A 20,687-nucleotide genomic window follows, 5' to 3' on the forward strand; every position below is an offset into this window, starting at 1 on the left:
GAAAAATTAAAGCAGCAACATCGCGTCGCCAAAGCTGTAGAAGCGGTAGCGCTGGCGAATGGCCTCTTGATAGGCTTTCTCGATCAGCGCCTTGCCTGCGAAGGCACTGACCAGGAGGATCAGCGTCGAGCGTGGCAGGTGGAAATTAGTGATCAGGGCATCGACCACCTTGAAGCGATAGCCAGGGGTAATAAAGAGGTTAGTGTGGCCATGATAGGCACGCACCTGACCGTTGAAGAGACTGGCAACACTCTCCAACACCCGTACCGAGGTCGTGCCCACAGCGACGACGCGCCCTCCAGCCCGCCGCGTCTCATTGACCAGTGCAGCCGTGGTCTCGTCGATGTCAATTTCCTCGCTGTGCATCTTGTGATCGCGCACATCTTCGACATCGACCGGGCGGAAGGTATCGAGGCCAACGTGGAGGGTCACAAAGCCCACGCGCACCCCCTGGGCACGCAGACGATCGAGCAGCTCCGGCGTGAAGTGCAGTCCAGCTGTGGGGGCCGCCGCCGAGCCAGCGATACGCGCGTAGACGGTCTGATAACGTTCAGGATTGGCCAGCGGCTCACGAATGTAGGGCGGTAAGGGCATGCGCCCAATCTCTTCGATCACCTGTGCAACTGCCGGTGGCCTGGTCTGAGCCTGGTTGTGAACGGCCAGATACTCGGGCGTCAGCGCAAAACGAATGAAACGTCCGCCCGCTTCGGTACGCCCCAGGATCTCCCCCTGCAAGCGTGCCGGTAGACCCGCCTCCCGATCCTCACCAAAGAGAATGCGCGCGCCTTCGCGCAGACGCCGACCAGGACGAACCAGCGCTTCCCAGGTGTCCGCTCCCAGATCGGCCCGATGGGCCAGCAGCAGGACTTCGACCGCTCCCCCAGTGCCCTCGCGCTTGCCAAGCAGCCTGGCAGGAATAACGCGACTCTGGTTAGCGATCAGCAGGTCGCCCGCGCGCAGATAGTCGCCGATGTCGCGAAAGTGGCGGTGCTCTAAGGCGCCCGTGGTGCGATGGACCACCAGTAAGCGCGAGGCATCGCGCGGCTCGATCGGCTGCTGAGCGATCAGTTCGGGCGGCAGCTCGTAGTCATAGTCGCTGATCCGGTAGGAAAGTCCTTCTTGTCCCTGAGTTCCCTGAATCGGCAGCTGTTGCCTCTGGAACTCTGATGGATTGTCTTGCATCGTCCATCAATCCTTTTTCTATCTTTCTCTCTCTAATTTAATATAAGGAAGAGCACTTTTCGATGTCGCACTGTGGCAAACCGGACAGCATAAAAGAGCACATCCCTTCATAGCTCTCAGAACCGTGATGTATGATAGCATGCCCACGTTACAGAGGAAAGCCGAACGATGACGAGGGTATGAGGCGGACAATCAGGACGCGAGAGCAGATCTGGTAGATCTGATAGAACAACCTGTCCAAAAGGACAGTTTTTGGTGCTCCGACTTGGCGATATGTCGGTATGAGGAATGTCCTTTCTCTCAGAGTTGTTTTATGTAAAGAGAATATGAAGAGAGTGTCTCGCTACCACAGCGCCCCATAGTCTATGGAACCAGCCAAAATATATCTTCTGTGGATGCGAGCGCCTTGCCATACACCCTCTTCTTTGAGACGATCTACACTATCGCAGATGAGCAGCGCAGATAGCACTTCAGTGCTTCTATCCAAAGCATATACATAGACTCCAATTTTTGTATCTATTGGGAGTGAGTGGAACAGGAAGGATAATGCAGCAACAAGATCCCCAACTGTCAGAACTGCGCCTATTCCAGGAGGAGAAGACGAGCCAGCCCTGCGAGCAGGTAGAGCGCAACGGTCACAGCCATAAGCAGGAGCGGCGGACAGGAGAGACAGTTACCCTCCCGGTGATTGAGCCGCGCTTACCGCGTGCTGCAGCTCACAGCGAGCAGCAGGGGGGCCAGTCGGCAACGGTCATTGAGACCAACAAATGGCTCGTTTTTGGCATTCTTGCCATTGGTGTCTTCATGGCCACCCTTGACGGCTCGATCGTCAATATCAGTCTGCCTGCTATAGCGAATTATTTTCATGTGCCGCTCAATGGGGCAGTTGAGTGGGTGACCATCGCCTACCTTGTGACCACAGCCTCTATGCTGCTAACAGCCGGGCGGTTGGCCGATATGGTGGGGCAAAAGCCTGTCTGGTTGCTGGGGCTGGTCATTTTCACCTTTGGCTCGGCCATCTGTGGGGCGGCACCCTCGCTGCTCTTTCTCGTCATTGCTCGTGGCTTCCAGGGTATTGGTGGCGCCTTGATGATGGCCATCTCGCCGGCCATGTTGACCAGCGCCTTCCCTCCCTTCGAGCGGGGGAGAGCTTTGGGCCTCAACGCCATTAACGTGGCCCTTGGCGTCAGCGTTGGCCCAACGGTAGGCGGCCTGATCACCACCTCTCTCTCCTGGCGCTGGATCTTCTACGTCAATGTCCCAGTTGGCATCATCGGCCTCCTCGCCACCTGGTTCCTGCTCAAGGAGCGCCATGCTCAGCGTCAGGGGCGGTTCGATCCATTGGGAGCGCTGACCCTGGGTCTGGGCCTGGCCGGCATTACCCTTGCTCTTTCCTTTGGGCAGGAGTTGGGTTGGTTCTCGCCGTTTGTCCTGGTCAGCTTACTGGGTGGTCTGGCGGCCCTGATCGCGCTCTACTTCATCGAGCAGCGCGTGGCTTACCCGGTCATCGACTTTTCGCTGCTGCGGCGACGCGTCTTCCTTTCGGCCAACATCAGTCTGATTCTCTGCTTCATGTCGCTCTTCGCGGTCAGCTTCCTGATGCCGTTCTACCTGGAGCAGCTGCACGGCTTCCCGACGGAGGTCGCTGGTCTCTTGCTTACGCCCCTGCCTATCACGCTCGCCTGTGTAGCGCCGCTCAGCGGAAGCCTGGCGGATCGCATTGGCTCGCGCTGGCTGGCGGCCACCGGGCTGGCGATCTCGTGTCTGGGATTGATTTTGCTGGGCCAGCTGAATGCTCACAGCTCTATCTGGGATATTATCTGGCGCCTGGTGGTCACAGGGATGGGGCAGGCGATCTTCCAATCGCCCAACAGCAGCGCGCTGATGGGCGATGCTCCGCGTGAGCAGCAGGGCAGCGCTTCAGGCTTCCTGGCCACGGGCCGCACGATGGGCCAGAGCATCAGCGTAGCCCTCGCCGGCGCGGTCTTTACCAGTCTGGGCGGCGCCGACGCTGGCCTCCAGCTTGTAATGTTGCGCGCCCACGGCGCCCTCTCTCTGGCCAGGGCCGGCGCGCTTGAACAGACCTTCAGCCATGCTTTCCAGAGCGCCTTTCTGGTTTGCGCTCTGATCGCCGCCATCGGCGTAGGGACTTCGCTGGTACGTGGCAAGGAGGAGCGGCGCAGACATCAGGCCGGGATGGCCGAGCTAAGCCACTAGGTCGGCAGCCTGCCGTCGCTCTTCTGATCTCAGTCTCAGTCAGGCAGAGGCTCTCACTCCTGGCGCTCTTCCGCCTGCCCGGCATCCCGGTCCCGATAGAACCGGTCTCCGAGGCCTCTGCAAGCCGGGAGAGTGAGTGAGAGCCTCTCCTTTTCCCACTTTTTTTGCTGCTATGATTACAGGAGGATCATTCTCACAAAGGAAAGTTGGAATACGTCTATGACCCTTGGACAGGCCATTCTGCTCTTTCTGGCCGCGGTGCTCGGCGGCATGCTGAACTCGGTTGCCGGTGGAGGCAGCTTTATCGGATTTCCAGCGCTGATCTTTACTGGCGTGCCTTCCATCAATGCCAACGCGACCAACACGGTCGCACTCTGGCCGGGCGTGGTGGCCAGTGCTGGTGCCTATCGCCACGAGCTGGCCCGGCAGCCACGGGCATTGATGCTAGTGCTGGGCGGCACCAGTCTCATTGGCGGCATCCTGGGCGCATTGTTGTTGCTGCGCACACCTCAGCAGACCTTCACCTTGCTGATTCCGCCTTTGCTCCTGATCGCTACGGTCCTCTTCGCCGTTAGCCCACGGTTGACAGCCCTCTTGCGCAAGCGACGCGCAGCAGCGGCTCTCTCAGCGGCTACCGCCAGTACGACTGCGACTGAGGAGGCCACGCTCTCCTCAGAAGCCCTGACGGCGGGAACCCTGGCCTGGAGCGCAGAGAAGCTCTCCCCTCTCAAGTTGGTCAGCGTCTCTTTTTTTCAACTGCTGATCGCCACCTATGGGGGCTACTTCGGCGGCGGTATCGGCATCTTGATGTTGGCCACGCTGGGCATGATGGGTATGGAAAATATCCATGAGATGAATGGCCTCAAGACCCTGCTGGCGGGCCTGATCAACGGGGTGGCAGTGATTACCTTTGCGCTGGCCGGCGCGGTCTTCTGGCCCCAGGCCCTGCTGATGGTGGTGGGAGCCGTGATCGGCGGCTACGGCGGTGCCTACTACGCGCGCAAAATCGACCAGCGCTGGGTACGCCTCTTTGTGACGCTGGTCGGCGTGACTATGACCCTCTACTTCTTTATCAATATCTATATCCTGGGACACAGCGGCAAATAACCGCTGCTGAGCCGAGACCGCCCGTTAACTAAAGAGGCGAGCGGTCCCAAACAGAAGGGGAACTTTTAGGACGAAGGCGCCGTCCTTCGGATGGGGTCATCCATCGACGAAGGAGGTGTCCAGATGTCGATCATATACCGCCTCTGGAAGGGGCCGCTTGCGGCTTTGTTGTTGCTGCTCCTGACCTTGCTGCAGGCGGAGCCTGCTCTGGCCTGCGGGGGACTGCTGGCCCCCAACGGCAGCGTACGCCTGCAACGCGCAACTACGCTGGTGGCCTGGCACGCCGGCATCGAGTATTATTTGACCAGCTTCACCTACCAGGGGGATGCCAGCCGTCTCGGCTGGATCGTGCCACTACCAACGGCTCCGCTGCGCATTCAGGAGGGAGGCGCCTGGACCCTGCAACGCTTGAGCCTGGAGGTTCAGCAGCGCCTGCTGGCACACGAGGCAGTGCCAGCAGCGGTGCAGCTGAGTGCGGCCAGCGTCCAGGTAGTGCAGCGCGTGCAGATTGCAGCGCTGAATATCACGGTGGTCAAAGGCAAGGGGGCGGCTGTTCTTGACTGGGCCACCCAACATGGCTTTCTGCTCGATGAGGAAACACGGGATCACCTGCTGGTCTACGGTCAGGCGAGTCCTTTTTTCATGGCTGTGCAGTTCGACGCTGCACAGGCCCGCCAGCGCGGCCTGACCCAGGGGGATGGAACGCCGCTGCTGATCACGATGCGCTTGCCTCAACTCTGGGTGCCGCTGGAGGTGCTGGCTATCGGCACTGATACGGTGAATGCCGATCTATTCCTGCTGACTGATCAGCCTCTCTATACCAGCGACTGGGCTTATCACCTGGGACTATCGCCAGTGGGCAGCCAGGTGCCCGGGGCGCCGGGTCTACAGATTCGTCTCCAGGAGCCGCTGAACGAGACCCTCTATCACGATCTGGTGAGTGACCGCAATATGAGCTGGGTCTGGCCAGGAAGCTGGCTTACTTATCTCAGTTTGACAGCGCCGGCACCCCAGGTCACTTATGATTTGCAGGTTAGCCCACAGCCAGGGCTGATGCATGCTGTCAGCTTTGGTACTCCTCCCCAGCAACTGCGGCAGCCCTCAGGCTTCTATCTGCCAGAATGGGTACCCGCTCTGCCCCAGGGAACTTTGCCTATTCTGCTAGAAACGGCCGGCCTCCTGCTGCTCGTTGCTGGCCTGGCGCTCTGGCATTACCGGAGTCGCGGGGGCAATATGCCTGGAAGGGTCTCTTCCCACCACGGATGAACGCTTCCTTTACGCCTGAGGCGAGCGTAGTTGTCCTCCAGCAGAACTGACCAGGCGGCTGCGCTCGCTCTGCTCTCTGCTGCCCTAGCGATCTGACAGAAATACCATCACCAGTACAAAGACCTTTCCAGCCTCTCCATCTATATCCCCCCTTAAATTTAATTAGAGCACGTTTCGTGATCCTTGCTTCAAAATCAATCCCTTCTTCGCCCCCTGACGGCCTCTTCACCCGGGAATTACATTTCTTATCGAGGTAAAAATCGATATTACTGCTCGCTTGTCTTGAAGCATGCAGGCAGTAATATCGATGATAATTGCGATGGAAATCTCAGGGATCTTCGATAGTCATTCTTACACAAGAAATCTGACCCAAAATAGGAAATAGGTCTAAAAACTCCCATCATCACCTTGAAAAATAGATCCATAAGAACGTACAACAATAAAGAAGCACTTACAATCGTCTTGCGTATAGCGCATCCAGCAAGCCCCCACGCAGATCGGGAGCTGGCGAGAATCTAATCTAGCGAAGAGCCAAGGAGGTCGCAACGTAGCGCCGCGCCGCGCCAGGGCCAGTCAACGGACGGGGGGGGAAGGAGAGCGCTCTGTTACTGGACAAGAGAGGATCTAAATGAAGCTCATGAGGAGCGACAAAACATCGTAGGGAGCGGTTGTGTCTATGAATATCTTGCATTGGCTGAAACAGTTGTGGCGAGGAAGAGCTAAAAGACGCGGGCAGCTGAGAGCGGCCCCACAGCAGGCGGTTGCCGGGGTTGGCGTAGCAAGGCAAAGGTCGGAGCAGGCTCATCCGCAGCAGGTTTTGCGGGTTGGGCAGGACAGAGAGACAGTTACCTGCACTTCGTGTGGGTCAGCAGTCGTCGGGATGTTGGATAGTGCAGGAGGCCTGGCCAGAGCAGCGGTCGACAGCTGGCCAGGCTATACAGTACATAATCCGGGTAGTGGAGGCAAGGAGCAGGCCCGAAGGCAGGAGACTACAGATCAGATGGAACCGGTGGGAGTTGGTAGTGTACTCGTCCAGCCACAGGCCCTGGAGCAGCATCCGACTGTCCGGCTTCCTCAGCCTCCCCAGGTGGCGGCTTTCGCCAGGCGCTACTTGATAGATACAGATTACCTGCTGCCGAAGGATCTCATTGAAGCCAATCGGCTCGATTTCCAGCACTTCTACCTCAAGCATGTCCTCAAAAGCAACTATCTGGCGCCGCTCGACAAGGAGCGCGTGCGCTCTATCCTCGACGTCGGCTGCGGTACCGGGCGCTGGGTCATCGAGATGGCGCGGGCTTTTCCCCAGGCGCGCGTCTATGGCATCGATCTGGAATGGTCGACGCCGTCGCAGAAACTCCCCCCAAATGTGAGCTTTTTACAAGGCGACGTTCTCCAGGGTCTGCCCTTCTCCGAGCATACTTTTGACTATGTCCATCAGCGTCTGCTCGCTATGGGTATTCCAGCGAAGAGATGGCCGTTCCTGTTGCAAGAGCTGCAGCGAGTAACAGCGCCAGGTGGCTGGATTGAGCTGTTCGAGGGAGGAGATACTTTTGTGAACGCTGGTCCCGCTCTCAGGCTGTTCATAGAGTGGTATCGCCAGGCCAGCAAGCGGGCAGGCTACGATCCGGCCATCGCGGATCGTCTTGGCAACCTTTTCCAGGGCCTTGGGCTGCACCATGTCCGCCTGGAAACGTTGAGTGTGCCGGTCGGCCCCTGGGGTCGCCACGAGGGGGTGATGCTGCAGAAGAACCTGATGGCCACCTTTCCGGGTCTCTTCCCCCTCTTGCAGCAACAACTTAACATTGAGGAAGGACAATTTAATACCGTACTGAGAGAGATCAATCGAGAAATAGAAATGTTACAAATCGAGTATCAGTATTACGTAGTTTATGGACAGAAATGACAGACAGCTCCTTTTGCTTGACCTTTTACGCCTGGGCCATGCGCTGCCTGCCTCTGATGTCGCGGCCTGCTGGGGAGCGGCCTCGTGAGGCGGCTACTGCGCGGCGGGCGTTGTCAAGGGGAAAACAGGCTGCTCGATGTTGCTCAGCGTGGGGCCAGGGAAGGCCCAGCTACTGTCACTGGGGTCAGGCTCGGTGCATGACCGTTCCCGTCCTGAGGCAGTTGATTTTGCCAGACCAGCGAGTGACTGCGCTCACGCCTCCTTTTCCAGCTGTCACCGAGCAGCCCGCGATAGAGGCGACCCACCGAGGGGAAGCTGGAGCCAAACAGGTTTTTCCTGCTAGCCCAGATCACCCTCGCAGGCATTTTCTTCGTCGCTTGTAGACTCTCTTCGCCTCCCTGCTGGGAGTCCCAAAGCTGGCTCTTTTTGGGCAGGGACGGGCCTCACCTGGCTCTCACCCTGCGGTGGCGAGTCAGAGTTTGCTGCCGTCTGACGTGAGGCACAGCGCGGACAAACCAGCCGCGGCAGTTTCTCTTTCAGCCAGATCGGCGGTGCGGTTGCTGCAAACACCCCTGAACCCCTCCTTGCTGCCTGCCAGTCTCAGGCTATGTCAGGCTTGTCATGGATGTAGACAGGGCAAGCCCCAGCACTGTACTGATCTTGCCCCTATGAAGAGGACACGCGCCACCACTGGCAAGCTGACAGATTTTTACAAAAGTACCGTCCCTTCTGTTCCATCCCCAGAGATCGGCGGGCGTGGCGCTCAGTGCGGCTCACTGTGAATCTCGGCCGGGCGTGGCTCCGGCGGCAGCTCCTGCTGGCGGAAGTAGGGCATGACTTCGCGGGCCATCATCTCCTGATGCTTGAGCACCAGGTAATCGGGCATGCCGTCAGTGCAGCCGCCGGTGACCAGCATGCCAGCATGCAGCACCTCGGTGTAGTAGCTGAGCTTCTCAATGACCGTCGCCGGGCTGCCAGCTATGACCACACCCTGCTCAACCAGTTCCTTGAAGGTGGTATTGGCGAAGCCAAAACTGGCGCGGTTCTCAATGGCCGCTCGAATGCTGCGCAGGCTCATGTAGCCCGGCGGCATGAAGAACTCAGTCGGAACTTTCATGGCCTTCTGAAAGAGCCACATCATGTAGCGCTCTCCCTCTTTCATGGCCAGATCATCAGTCTCAGCGATGGCGATCGGCACGCAGAAGGCAAGCTGTTCAGGCTGAGCTTCGTAGCCATATTTCTCCTCAGCCAGGCGGCGATACAGTTCATAGGCCCGCTTGCGCTGCTCCATTGGCATGAAGACGGTCATGTAGGGATAGCGATGGGCGGCGGCGAAGTCGATGGTTTCCAGACTGGCAGTGCCCGGCATCCAGATCGGCGGATGCGGCTTCTGCAAAGGTCGCGGCCAGATGTTGACGTAGCGATAGTTGTAGTGCTCTCCCTCGAAGCTGAAGGGACCGGGCCGCGTCCAGGCCTGGATAATGAGATCGTGGGCCTCGTTCATGCGCTCACGGCTCAGCGTCGGATTGATATTGTAGCTGAAGTATTCCATGCCAGTGCCGCGCACAAAGCCGGAGATGATGCGTCCGCCGCTGATGACATCGAGCATGGCGATCTCCTCTGCGACGCGCAGAGGATCGTCGTGGAGCGGCAGGGCGTTGCCGATGATGCCGATCCTGGCCCGCTTGATGCGCTGGGTAAGCACGGCGGCCATGATGTTGGGCGAGGGCATCGTACCATAGGCATTCTGATGATGCTCGTTGACGCAAACGCTGTCCCAGCCCAGTTTGTCAGCACGCTCCAGCTCGTCGAAGTAGCGGTTATAGAGGGCGTGACCCTTCTCGGGGTCGTAAATGCTGTTGGGTAACGTCACCCAGGCCGAGTCGTATTTTTCATCGAAGTCGGGCGGCAGATCAGGCCAGGGCATGAGATGGAAGTAGTGAAAAGTCAGTCGAGGGCGGCTCATGAGGGCTTCACCTCCTGCGGCTGCGACTCCTGAAGAAAGGCGGAGACGTGGGCAACCCACTGCTCACAGACTTCAAACATGGGCATATGACCGGTCCCTTCAAGCATGACGAGCTGCGCACCGGGAATGAGGCGCTGCCACTCTTCACCATAGGCAGCCGGAATGAGGCGATCACGCGCGCCCCAGATGATCAGCGTGGGGCAGTTCAGTCGCTGGAGACGCCGCGCCAGCCTGGGATCATAGTGCGGGTTCCAGGCCAGAGCGGCCAGCGTGGTGCGCTCGGCATAGAGGCGGACAAAGTAGTCGGTGTTGATCTCACGCGGGATCAAGGGTGCGGCGGCCATCAGATTCTCAAAGCAGGTCTCTAGCAGTCGCTGAGGACTGAGAGCGAAAATGTCAGCCATCGGGACCCCTTTGACCCGTAAGCCCGCAGCGTTGGAGAGGACGAGCCGGCTGACACGCTCGGGGTACCAGACAGCGATTTCGGCAGCCATCCAGCCCCCAAGCGAGTGCCCGACCAGGGCGACACGCTCAAGGCTCAGGGCCGCCATGAGATCGCGGAAGTAAAGCACGTAATCGCTCATATCGTGCATCCAGTCTGGCCGCTCGCTGAGGCCAAAACCTGGGATATCAGGAGCAAAGAGGTGGAATCGCTGGGCCAGGAGACGGTGGTAGTCGAGCCAGAGATTGCCAAGATGGGTGCCGTGCAGGTAGAGCAGCGGCGGCGCTGTGGGAGGACCGGCCTCAAAGAGATGGGTGGCTATCCCTTGCACTTCAATGGTGCGTTCAATCCGGCCGCCAGCGCGATCGGCTTCGGTCATCGCTGACACTCCTTTCCCTCCAGATGCAGAGCATGACTTCGCTCAAACGCAGGTGAATGTCTGGTCCATCCGTCGGCCCTGATGGCTCCTCTCTTCTTGCTCTCGATAGAAGATAGAAAGGGGAACGCCCGGTGAGTGTGCGTTTGCCTCACGGCGACCAGGAGCAGGAGAGGGAACACAGACAAGACACCGCCCATGGAGAGAAGGATACCATATGCAGCTGTCTCCTCCGCGCTTGCCGGTAAAGAGAGAAGGTGAGAATAGCGGATAACAGGAGGCGGGACGAGTCAATTCGGCAAGATAATCGATCCGGACCTAGCTAAACAGGACAGGCATGGTCAGGTCACTGTAGGTGCCTTTCCTCCGCCCTTCCGGCCCATAGACCACAATCTGCCCTTTTTCTTCCAGCAGGCTCAGGCTCGACTTATACTTGAAAAATTCAGTGTCGGCCAGAACGAATTCTTCAATATCATCAACGGTAACTTTTTGTCCTCTAAAATGGTTATAAATCTTCTGAGCGAGAATCGCTGGATCATCATTCTGGAGCAAGAATCCCTGTTCCAGACCAGTGCAGTCGGAGAACACAAAGTTACCCGTCGGGTCAACCTTCCACATCGCGCGCTTCATCTCCTTCATCCCCCGGCGATGCTTCGTGGCAAAGAAGAGAAAATAATGGGTCGTGTTCTTCCTATCACGCATACAGAATGAGCGCACGTAGCGAGCGCCTGCGACAGTTAAAAGCTGCTGACGATAGAGGTCGTGCAGGCGCCGCTGGCGCGTCTGCGCATCGGGGGTGTCAAGGGTGATTGTCCGCCATGCAGTGGTGCCAAAGAGGGAGTCATAATGCTGCTGCTTGGTCCTGTAATCAAGATCCAGAAAACGATTGGTTCCCTGGTACATGAAGGTGATCAAGACCTCACAGCGAGGGCAAGCCATCAGGTCGCGAATAATAGACATGGGTGCGTGGGAATAGCCAAATGGATCAACAAAGACAAACATGGCATCATATTGCTCGCACCCGTTGGCCAGAAGGCTGGTCATCGCCTCTACAAATCTTCCCGTATATACCTGATAGGTCGCCGTGGGTGGCAGCGGCTGGCTCTGGAGATGGGTCCGGAGCTTCCGCTGCAGATGAGCAGAGCGCTCGGGGTCCAGCTCCACGAAGAGAAACTTCACCCGGCCTCGCCGCAAGGAGTCGGCGCGATGCTGCTGATAGGCATCGATCATAATCAACGGCGAGCCGATTTCCCCGCCTACGTACTCCCCTGGACCAGCAAAACCATCGACCAGTAACCCTCTTCTCCCTTCGCGGATGAGGATGGGGAGCCAGGCATCCAGGTACTTGCGCAGAATGATATGCTTCGCACGCGTATGATCCTCCAGTTTCCAGATCACTGACTGCGGAGCCATTGCGCGCTCCTTTCCAGCTCGCCGTTCCTAAGCCGTCACTCGGGCCAGCCCAGTCCAGCCAGGCCGTTCTTCTTACCGCGCTTCCGGGACAGCGAGAAGAACGGTCGGCGCGGAGGTGGAACCTTGCACCATTGGCCGCATCTTCAATTGTTCAATGAAAAAGGACGTTATTAGCCTACATCTATCTCTCTTAGAGTATACTCAATAACAGGTTCTTTGACAAGCGAAATCTCGCCAAATAATCAAGCAAGCACTAAAAAGCTACTGCTGGAGAGTGTGATTGATTACAGGCAGCGGGCTGCGCTGGAGCTGAGCACGGAGTCGATAGCTGATATGACAGGCGCAGGGCATGCTGCTGATCACTCCCGCCTTCAGAAACTGCAGGGCCTCGCGCGGGTCCGCCTTGCAGGGGGTGGTTTGCACCTGCCCCAGGCCATAGCGCTCCAAGAGCAGCCGCACCCAGCGATAGAGCCGCTGTTGCCGCACCGCCGACGGACGATACTTGTGGGCCACCACCTCTGGCTCCAACTGACTGAGCAGGGGCCCCACCTGCTCCTCGGGCAAGCTCGCCCTGAGCACCCGCGGCATCTGCGGCGAGAAGCGCAGGATGTCCACGGTCATCCGCTTGAGCCGCGGCCCCAGGATGTCGCGGATCTGGGCAAACAGCTCGTGGTAGGCCGCGCGGTAGCCTGCCACGGGAATGATCGGCCCCAGCCGGATCGTATGGTCCAGGGCCCCGTGGTCAATGGCCCAGGCCAGCCCACGCAGGCGCGCCTCCGGCGGGGCCCCGCCCGGTTCAAACTGCGCCGAGATCGCTGCCGGGTTCAGGCTGATCGCCACGAGCGCCAGCCGGCCAGCGAGCTGCAGGTAGGGTTCATAGACCCCCTTGGTCAGGAAGAACGAGACAATTCCACGCTCACTGGCCAGATCCAAGATGGTCTGTACCAGCGAGCCGCGCCCCTGCTCATCGACAAACCAGGGATCTTCCTCGACAGGGCCACCCAGTTCCGCCCAGTTGACCACACTGCCCCGAGGCAGACGGTCCAGCTCGGGAATGACGTCTTCCAGATTGAGCGCCACGCTTTTCAGGCCCATGCCCTGCAGGCCGCGCAGATAACAAAAGCCGCATTCGACTGGACAGACGCCCTGCGCATAGTTGCCCCGCAGGAAGCCACGGATCGGCTCGGCCACGCGCTCCTCTTCTGGTGAGCGCGTGCCAGCGATCCAGGTCTGGCGCCCCCGGCGGTAAGCCACAATCGGGGTCCAGGCCCCGCAGGTGGTGCCAGCCCCGCCGACAAAGGGGGCAATGAATTGCGGGCGACTCGCGCCGCCGCGACGGATCAGCAGCAGGAGACGGGCTTTGCGCTGGGCTTCGTCCTGCGCTGGCCAGAGCTGCCGATGCAGTGTCAGCACCTCGCGGGCCACCTCGCTTCGACTGCCGAGGCGCCGCAGATGGACGGCAGCGACTAGCGGAGCCAGCCGGGCCGCGGCAGCGCTCGCTTGCTCCTCTTCGTGCGGACTGTGGGCATGGAGGAGCAGGTGCGCCGGTCGCTGGGGGGCCAGCCGCTGGCGGTTGGAGAGCAGGCGCAGGGCCCGCTCACCCGCCACGCCCGTTGCGACTGCAGCATCCAGCGCCACCAGATCGATCTTAGCAAGTTGCCCCAGCATGGACGGCTCCCGGCCCCCATCCTTCTCCATAAACTTCGGCTGCATCTCACTCTTTTCCCAAGAAGGCTTCATCATAGTTCCCTCTGTGGAACTCACACTTCATCGCTGTTCCCTTGATGGCTCCATACGACCAGGTACGCAGAGTGGCGCCACAATGGAATTTTTGTTCGAGACTTATGCTTTAATTCTATCCCTAGAAAATAAACGAAGTCGAGAGAACAGAGACAACGGGCTAAAAAAGCACTTGCTGGCACCCATCTGGCCCCCTGAACGCCCCCAGTTTCATCCCGGTTTCCATCTTGACAGACAGCCGCTCCATATGGTATCTAATCAATAAGCTAACGCAACCGGTTGCGTAGACAAAGTAACCGGAGAGAAGCAGTCAGGGCGGCGGATCGCAGTGCAGCGATCGGCCAGACGAGCGATGAGGAGACTGCGGTCAGGGGGTCTCTGATGACCACACAGGAGCAGCACAAGGCAAGCGCCGGCCCGAACGAGCCGCAACAGTCAGGGGAGCAGCTCAGGCAGATGCTTCCCGAGCTGAACACTGCGCGGCCCACGATTGCAGAGATTGCCCGGCGGGCGGGCGTCAACAAATCCACGGTCTCGCGTGCCCTGCGAGATGATCCCTCGATTCCGCAGGCCACACGCCAGCGCATTCAGGACCTGGCCGCGCAGCTCAACTACGTGCCCAACGCCAGCGCGCGCCACCTCAACCACGCGCGCACTGACACCATCGCCCTGGTCTCACGTGCCCTTAACCTCGACACCGGTGCTGGCAGCGCCGACCCCTTTCTGGTCGAGCTGCTCGCCGGCATTGCCGATGAGGCTGCCAGTCATCACTTCGACGTTCTCCTGGTGCGAGCTGAAGAGGGGGAGCGGGAACTAGGTGTCTATCAGCGCATTCTGGGAGGACGGCACGCCGACGGCGTGATTCTTACTGACCTGCGCCCGAACGACCATCGCCTCGCCTATCTGTGCCGTCACCGCTATCCCCACGTGCTTTTCGGTCGCTCCGCTGAAGATCTGGCTGAGGCCCGCCTCTATCCCTATCCCTGGGCCGAAGTCGACAACCGCAGTGGGGCCAGAATCGGCACCGAGCATCTCATCGGTTTAGGTCATCGGCGCATCGCCTTCATCGGCGGAGGCGATACCTATCACTGGGAGCGCGATCGACGTGCCGGCTACCGCGAGGCCCTGGCGCGGGCCAATCTGCCCTACGACCCACGCCTGTGTATTCCAAGCGGCATCTCCCAGAAAGACGGCTACCTTCTCACCCAGCAACTACTCTCCTGGGAAGAGCCACCAACAGCCATCTTTGCCATTAGCGATGTGCTCGCCGTCGGTGTAATGCGGGCCGCCCTTGATGCCGGAGTCCAGGTCGGACCCGCTTTCTCAGTGATTGGCTTTGACGGTCTCGGGCTTGGCTCCTACTTAACCCCCCCGCTCACGACCTTACGCCAGCCCATCAACGAGGTAGGGCGCATCCTGGTGCAACTACTGTGCGCCGTCCTGCGCGGTACCCCGCCGGAAGAGCCACACGTCTTTCTACAACCAGAGCTGATAGTGCGCGCCTCGACGCGCGGTTACTAACCAATAATAGCCGCAGCGCTAGAGCGCAGCTGTCTTCCTTGCATTTGGAAGTCAGAGCAGCCAGACCAGTATTGCCGAAGAGGAGAAAGGAACCGTGTACGAAGAGCAGCAAGATGGTCCAGCCCTGCAGACGCATCCCGACGGGAAGCGTTACTATGCCCTCAGCGGCAGGCGCCTCTATACCATCGCCACCTTAGAGGGTCGCTTTCCCGACGTGGGCTGGCACCAGCCAGGCGAGATGGGTGGTTTGTGGGCCCCGCCGATCAAACTACTCGACGGCTACTGGTTTGCGCTGCGCCTGCCTGGAAGCGAGGAAGCGCTCTGGCTCACCGCGCCCGAGCGCTGGCAATGGAGCGCCGCGGGTGTAACCTTCAGCTATACTCTCCCGGCGCTAAGCCTCGCCGTCGAGCGACGCGAATGGATTGTGCCCGATGAAAGTGCCCTGGTCATCCAATTGACCTTGAGAGCACTACCTGGTTCAGATCATCCGAGCCAGCAACAGGCCCGGCCCCGAGAGGCCAGGGCCAGCAAGGCGGAGCCAGACCTGAGAGAGGCTGCGGTCAGCGAAGTGCTCTGTGGCCTGGTGGTACGCAGCGATTTACACGGCGCCTGGATGGCCGAGGAACGCCTCGGCTGGCACGACGGAGAAGACCTGGCCGAGTATGATGAGAAGCTGGCCGCCGTCGTGCTGCGCGACGCGCTCCACCCTACGTGGACGGCCTGCGTGGGAGCCACAGTCGCTCCCGTTGCCTGGCAGGTAGGCAACTCCATCTGGGGGCCGGAGCGCACCGGCGGACGCGGCACCGGCGCCGCGCTCTGGTATCGCTGCCAGATCTCCTCCGCCGGCGCCGCGCAGCTCAGCTTTCTCATCACCGGCCCCGCGCGCAGCGCGGGGTCGGCTGCCGACCTCTTCGCCCGCCTGACGCGTGGGGGACTCGTCTTAGGCGGCCTGACGCCTGTGCTCGTCGAAGCTCAGCACCGCGCCCAGGCTGAGTCTCGCTCCCCCTTCGAGCACTGCGTTCTTTCCTCGCCCGATCTGGCTTTCAATGAGGTCTTCGCCTGGTCTAAGGCCAATACCGCCCGCCTCCTGCTGGAGGTGCCAGGCATCGGCGCCGGTCTGATGGCCGGCCTGCCCGACTTCCCCTGGTGGTTTGGCTGCGATACGGCCTATGGAGTGTTGCCACTGCTCCCCATCGGGCAGACCAAGGCTGCCGTGCTTAGCCTGCGCACCCTGGCCGCCTTCGGTGAACGCTGCGACCCTCACGGCGCCGTGCCTCATGAAGTGCTCCCCTATGGCCAGCTCTGGGCAAGCGGCAACCTGGTGGAGCTGCCGCTCTTCGTGCGCGCACTCTACCATACCTACTGCTGGACTGGGGACCAGGGCCTGCTGAGAGAGCTGTTCCCCTTCTGTCTACAGGCCCTGCGCGCCTGGCCGCTGGCCGACTGCGACCGGCGCGCTACCCCGGTCCCCCACGGCAAAAGCATCGTAGAGACGCCGGAGATGGCCAGCGAGGAGGTGCAGGCGCTGGATGTGGCCGCCTACCTGGCCGAGGCTCTGGATTGCCTCGCTACCCTGGCCACTGAACTGGACGACCCCGGGTTGGCCACCGACCTGCGCCAGCGCGCCGCGCAGACTCGCGCCCATGTGCGCGACGCCTGGTGGGTGCCACACGAGGGCCTCTTCGGCGATCTCTACGCCTCCCCCCACAGTCTGCGCCAGCACCAGATCCTGTTGCAGACCCGTGCCGAGGAGGCCTCCCGCGCCTCAGAGGAGGGTGAGGCCCAGGCCCTTCAGGAAGCGGCAGCCGCTCTGGAAGAGGCTCTCCAGGAACAGCTCGCCTCCTCCGGTTCCAGCCGCGCCCAGGCCGAGGAGGCTCCTCGCCCCTGGCTGCTGTACCACATGGTCCAGGCGCTGGCTCTAGACGCCGGCCTGCCCTCGCTGACTCAGGCAAGCTCACTGCTGGCCCGCCTCCAGACACCCGAGTGGCAGGAAGCCTGCGGCCTGGTCCTCAATGCCCGGCGCAACCGAGCGGTCATGACTTTACCGTCAGGCGCCCTGGCAGTCGGCGCGGCTCGCTACGGTCACGCTGATCAGGCCCTGGCCTGGATGCAGCGCATGAGTACCGCCTTCGGCCTGGCCTCACCTGGGACGCTGAGCGAGTACGCTCCCGACGGGGGCTGCTTCTTGCAACTCTGGTCAAGTTACGGCATCGTCTGGCCCGTCGTACACTATTTCTTCGGCCTCCGCCCCGAGGTGGCCAAACGCCGTCTACTCTGTATCCCCCAGCCCCCCAGTAGCTGGCCCCGGGCTGCCCTGCGCCGCATCCCTCTGGCTTCGGCATCTCTCGATGTCGAGCTGACCGTAGAACAGGATAGCCTGCAGGTGCAGCTCACGATTAGTGAACCGGACTGGGAGCTGCTGCCCGGCCTGGCACTGCTTCCCAACCAGCGTATCTGCGAGGCTCGTCTGAACGGCAGACCGGTAACACTCCACCCGGTCCAGCTCACCGGGTTCGAGGAGCGCACTATCTGGCTCGCTCCGGCCTTGCAGCAGACCACTGCCTATGAGCTGCTGGTGCGCTGGTCCCCTTCCGCCATCACGGCTGGTCCATAGGAGGTGAGCCTGAGCTAGTCTGTGTCTCAATTACTCGTTGTTTCTAATCAATTATCTTTACTCGATCTTTCTTGCAATGATGCAAGAATTACAAGAGGAGTAACGACGGCACTCCTACTTGACTTGTCGCTCTGTCCATACCCAGCCCCGTCAGATGCAGCCGGGCAGGCCGTGGCACGGCTGGCAGGCGCTCACCCAGCCCCCTGCGCCCACAGAACCGCGCCGCCCACGCTGGTCTGGCAGAGGGATCGGTAGAGTAGCCGATAAGAGCAAACAAAGGAGTTCAATCATGTCAGGTACGACAAGAAAGAGGAGCTTCTGGAGTATTTTGATGGCCCTCACCCTCGTGGCCCTCCTTACTGCCTGCGGTGGCAGCAGCAGCAGTAGCGGAGGCACGACCAGTGGGGCCAGCCCCAGCGCTACGGGGCCGAAAAACGCTCTTGTGCGCTGTCCGAGCAACACCAATACCACCGCGGCCAGCCCTGAGACCGGTCAGATTCATCTGGTGGTCGCTGGCTGGGCCTCCACGCCAGCGGAGGATGCCCTTGTCAAGCAGGGTCTGCAGAATTTTGAGAAGCTGCATCCCAACGTGACCGTGACCTGGACGCCCATCCCTGGCGACTACGCCACCAAGATGCGCGCCAACGTTGCCAGCGGCAACGTGCCTGATGTCTTCTATCTACAGCCGCCGATGGCCCAGGAGTATATCCCCGCCGGCAAGCTGCTCAATCTCAGCCCCTATATGGCACGCGACCATGTCTCGCCTTCGACCTACTATCCGTCGCTGATGCAGGACTTCGACTGCGCCGACGGCACGGTCTTTGGCATTCCCAAGGACTGGAACTCGCTTGGCCTGTTCTATAACAAGACGCTCTTCCAGCAGGCCGGACTTGGCGATCCCTCCAACTGGACCTGGGATGACCTGAAGAATGCCGCCCAGAAGCTGACGAAGCGCGGCAGCAGCCCGGCCAATAGCGTCTATGGTATCGCCCTGCCCGCCGATGCCTCGCGCTGGGGAGCCTTCCTCTTCGCCAACGGCGGTCAGATGGTCTCTGCTGACGGAAAGCAAGCCCTCTTTAACAGTCAGGCCGGCATCCAGGCGGCGGAGTTCTACACCTCCTTCGAGCTGAACCATACCGGAGTCATGCCCGGCGACGTTGGTGCCAGCTGGGACGGCGATGCCTTCGGCAAGCAGCAGGTGGCGATGACGCTGGAAGGCGGCTGGATGATCCCCTTCCTGGCCCAAAACTATCCCAAGGTCCAATACGGCATCGCGCCGCTTCCCATCGGACCGAGCGGCAAGCGGGGCAACCTGCTCTACACCAACGCCTGGGCCGCCTACTCTGGCACAAAGTACCCTGGCATGGCCTGGGAGCTGATCAAGTATATGACCGGCGCCGACTATCAGACGCAGGTGCTGCATGACGGTTTCGCCCTCCCAACCCTGACCTCGCTGGCCAACGACTCCTACTTCCAGCAGAATCCAGGGGTCAAGGTGTTGCAGGATGGGGCTGCCTATGGTCAGCCTGACTTCTACGGCGTGGCCGATACCGAGATCCACAACGATGTGAGCAACGCCCTGCAGTCCATCATGCTCGGCAAGCAGTCGGCTACCGACGCTCTCAATGCGGCAGCCCAGAAGGTCAATACCTGGATACAGCAAAACGTCGCACCCTAGCCCTGGCCGCTCGCGCCTGCACCCGAGCGCGAGCGCTCTGATCCTGTAGAGAAACAGGAGAGCGGGGGCAGCCAGGGAGGGTCGGTCAGACGAGAGCCACCTCGCTCTCGCTCGCTCTGGCCATACCCTGGTCCTTCGCTCTCCTGGCTCCTGCTTGAGAGCCACGTCCATTTATCTGGTCTGCAAGATAAAGGAGCCTTGACTATGCAACTGGCAGCAAGCAAAGCTCGTCCGGGCGGCCCTCCCGGGACGCGCCGCGGTCTGCCTTTCAAGATCAATCGGCGCAGGCTGACAGAGACCCTGACAGCCTACACCTTCCTGGCCCCCTACCTCTTTGTTCTGATCGTCTTCACGCTGATCGCCGTCGTGACGGCGCTCACTCTGAGCTTCTTCTACGTCGACTTTGGCTTTACCACTCCGATCTTCTACGGCTTCCGCAATTACCTGAATATCTGGTACGACCTGACTCACGATGGCGACTTCGCTGTTGGTCTACGCAACTGCGTCGAGTACACGATTGGCGTCGTAACTCTTCAGACGATTCTGGCACTCTTTCTGGCCCTTCTGCTCAACCAGAAAGTGCGCGGACGGGGCTTCTTCCGTACCGTCTTCTACCTGCCGGCCATGACCTCGTCAGTGGCCATCTCATTGATCTTCTACTGGCTCTACCAACCCCAGGGGGGCATCAACTATGTGCTCTCGCTGCTGCACATCCAGGGGCCGGCCTGGCTGGAAAATCCCTCTACAGCCCTGCTCGCCATTATGCTGCTCAACATCTGGACCACAGCCCCAACTTTCATGTTGATGTATCTGGCAGCCCTGCAGGATATCCCTTCAACACTCTACGAGGCCGCCCGCGTCGATGGGGCCAATAGCTGGCAGATGCTCTGGAAGATCACTGTGCCCCTCCTGCGTCCGACCACTTTCGCTGTGGTAGCCCTTGGCTCCATTGGGGCCTTCCAGATGTTCGACCAGGCCTTCGTGATGGAGGGCGCCAGCGGGGCCCCGCTACGCTCAACCCTGACGGCGGCAATGGTCATTTATGATACGGCCTTCCAAAAGTCGCTGATGGGCCTGGCCTGCGCTCAAGCCTTTGTGCTCTTCATCATTATCTTCGCAGTGACACTGCTCCAGAAGCGTTACATCGACGTCAACATCCAATACTAATGGGCAGTGGCCAGATTGTCAGGTGAGCAGAAACATAGACAGGTAGAGAGGTAAACGAGGCAGACCGCGCCTGGTCTGTCTATCAAGCAAGAGAG

Annotated in this window: 13 protein-coding genes; 8 read left to right on the plus strand and 5 right to left on the minus strand. The window is 60.2% G+C overall.

All coding sequences use genetic code 11. The annotated features are described in order from the left end of the window. Window positions 1-6: 6 nt before the first annotated feature. On the minus strand, window positions 7-1,182 hold the full coding sequence (gene queA / locus A4R35_RS13470; RefSeq protein ID WP_112430177.1) for a tRNA preQ1(34) S-adenosylmethionine ribosyltransferase-isomerase QueA: 1,176 nt from the start codon (window positions 1,180-1,182) through the stop codon (window positions 7-9). A 546-nt stretch (window positions 1,183-1,728) separates the two neighbouring features. Between queA and A4R35_RS13475 the strand changes: the two genes are divergently transcribed. The 4 genes from A4R35_RS13475 (at window position 1,729) to A4R35_RS13490 (ending at window position 7,675) form a co-directional block, all read left to right on the plus strand. Then, on the plus strand, window positions 1,729-3,399 hold the full coding sequence (locus A4R35_RS13475) for an MFS transporter (protein ID WP_112430179.1): 1,671 nt from the start codon (window positions 1,729-1,731) through the stop codon (window positions 3,397-3,399). Window positions 3,400-3,618: 219 nt separating this feature from the next. Further along, window positions 3,619-4,506, plus strand: coding sequence for a sulfite exporter TauE/SafE family protein (locus tag A4R35_RS13480; RefSeq protein WP_112430181.1), 888 nt, complete (start codon window positions 3,619-3,621; stop codon window positions 4,504-4,506). A gap of 123 nt (window positions 4,507-4,629) precedes the next feature. Continuing rightward, entirely contained in the window at window positions 4,630-5,772 is a 1,143-nt protein-coding gene (locus A4R35_RS13485; protein WP_189361779.1) for a DUF2330 domain-containing protein, read from the plus strand. Window positions 5,773-6,772: 1,000 nt separating this feature from the next. Next, on the plus strand, window positions 6,773-7,675 hold the full coding sequence (locus tag A4R35_RS13490) for a class I SAM-dependent methyltransferase (RefSeq protein ID WP_189361781.1): 903 nt from the start codon (window positions 6,773-6,775) through the stop codon (window positions 7,673-7,675). A gap of 763 nt (window positions 7,676-8,438) precedes the next feature. Here the strand turns inward: A4R35_RS13490 and A4R35_RS13495 are convergent. The 4 genes from A4R35_RS13495 to A4R35_RS13515 all read right to left on the minus strand — a co-directional run bounded on the left by A4R35_RS13495 (window position 8,439) and on the right by A4R35_RS13515 (window position 13,585). Further along, entirely contained in the window at window positions 8,439-9,641 is a 1,203-nt protein-coding gene (locus A4R35_RS13495) for an LLM class flavin-dependent oxidoreductase (protein WP_112430187.1), read from the minus strand. Next, entirely contained in the window at window positions 9,638-10,462 is an 825-nt protein-coding gene (locus tag A4R35_RS13500) for an alpha/beta fold hydrolase (RefSeq protein ID WP_112430189.1), read from the minus strand. The genes A4R35_RS13495 and A4R35_RS13500 overlap by 4 nt, the downstream gene beginning before the upstream one ends. A 315-nt stretch (window positions 10,463-10,777) precedes the next feature. Then, complete coding sequence (locus A4R35_RS13510; protein ID WP_112430193.1) at window positions 10,778-11,872, minus strand: three-Cys-motif partner protein TcmP; 1,095 nt, start codon at window positions 11,870-11,872, stop codon at window positions 10,778-10,780. A 261-nt stretch (window positions 11,873-12,133) separates the two neighbouring features. Further along, the gene (locus tag A4R35_RS13515) at window positions 12,134-13,585 is read right to left on the minus strand and encodes a radical SAM family protein (protein ID WP_112430195.1); all 1,452 of its coding nucleotides are present in this window, start codon (window positions 13,583-13,585) and stop codon (window positions 12,134-12,136) included. Between the two features lie 408 nt (window positions 13,586-13,993). Between A4R35_RS13515 and A4R35_RS13520 the strand changes: the two genes are divergently transcribed. From A4R35_RS13520 to A4R35_RS13540, 4 genes are all read left to right on the plus strand, one after another. Further along, the gene (locus A4R35_RS13520) at window positions 13,994-15,133 is read left to right on the plus strand and encodes a LacI family DNA-binding transcriptional regulator (RefSeq protein WP_112430197.1); all 1,140 of its coding nucleotides are present in this window, start codon (window positions 13,994-13,996) and stop codon (window positions 15,131-15,133) included. 94 nt (window positions 15,134-15,227) lie between these two features. Then, a complete protein-coding gene (locus tag A4R35_RS13525; protein WP_112430199.1) occupies window positions 15,228-17,747 on the plus strand; it encodes an MGH1-like glycoside hydrolase domain-containing protein in 2,520 nt (839 codons plus the stop codon). Between the two features lie 289 nt (window positions 17,748-18,036). Continuing rightward, window positions 18,037-19,425 carry an ABC transporter substrate-binding protein gene (locus A4R35_RS13535; protein ID WP_223258330.1) on the plus strand — a complete coding sequence of 463 codons (1,389 nt, stop codon included), beginning with the start codon at window positions 18,037-18,039 and terminating at the stop codon, window positions 19,423-19,425. A 204-nt stretch (window positions 19,426-19,629) separates the two neighbouring features. Then, entirely contained in the window at window positions 19,630-20,592 is a 963-nt protein-coding gene (locus tag A4R35_RS13540; RefSeq protein WP_112430205.1) for a carbohydrate ABC transporter permease, read from the plus strand. The last annotated feature ends 95 nt before the right edge of the window (window positions 20,593-20,687 follow it).

This window comes from Thermogemmatispora tikiterensis (assembly GCF_003268475.1).
In the GTDB taxonomy this organism is placed as follows: Bacteria; Chloroflexota; Ktedonobacteria; order Ktedonobacterales; family Ktedonobacteraceae; genus Thermogemmatispora; species Thermogemmatispora tikiterensis.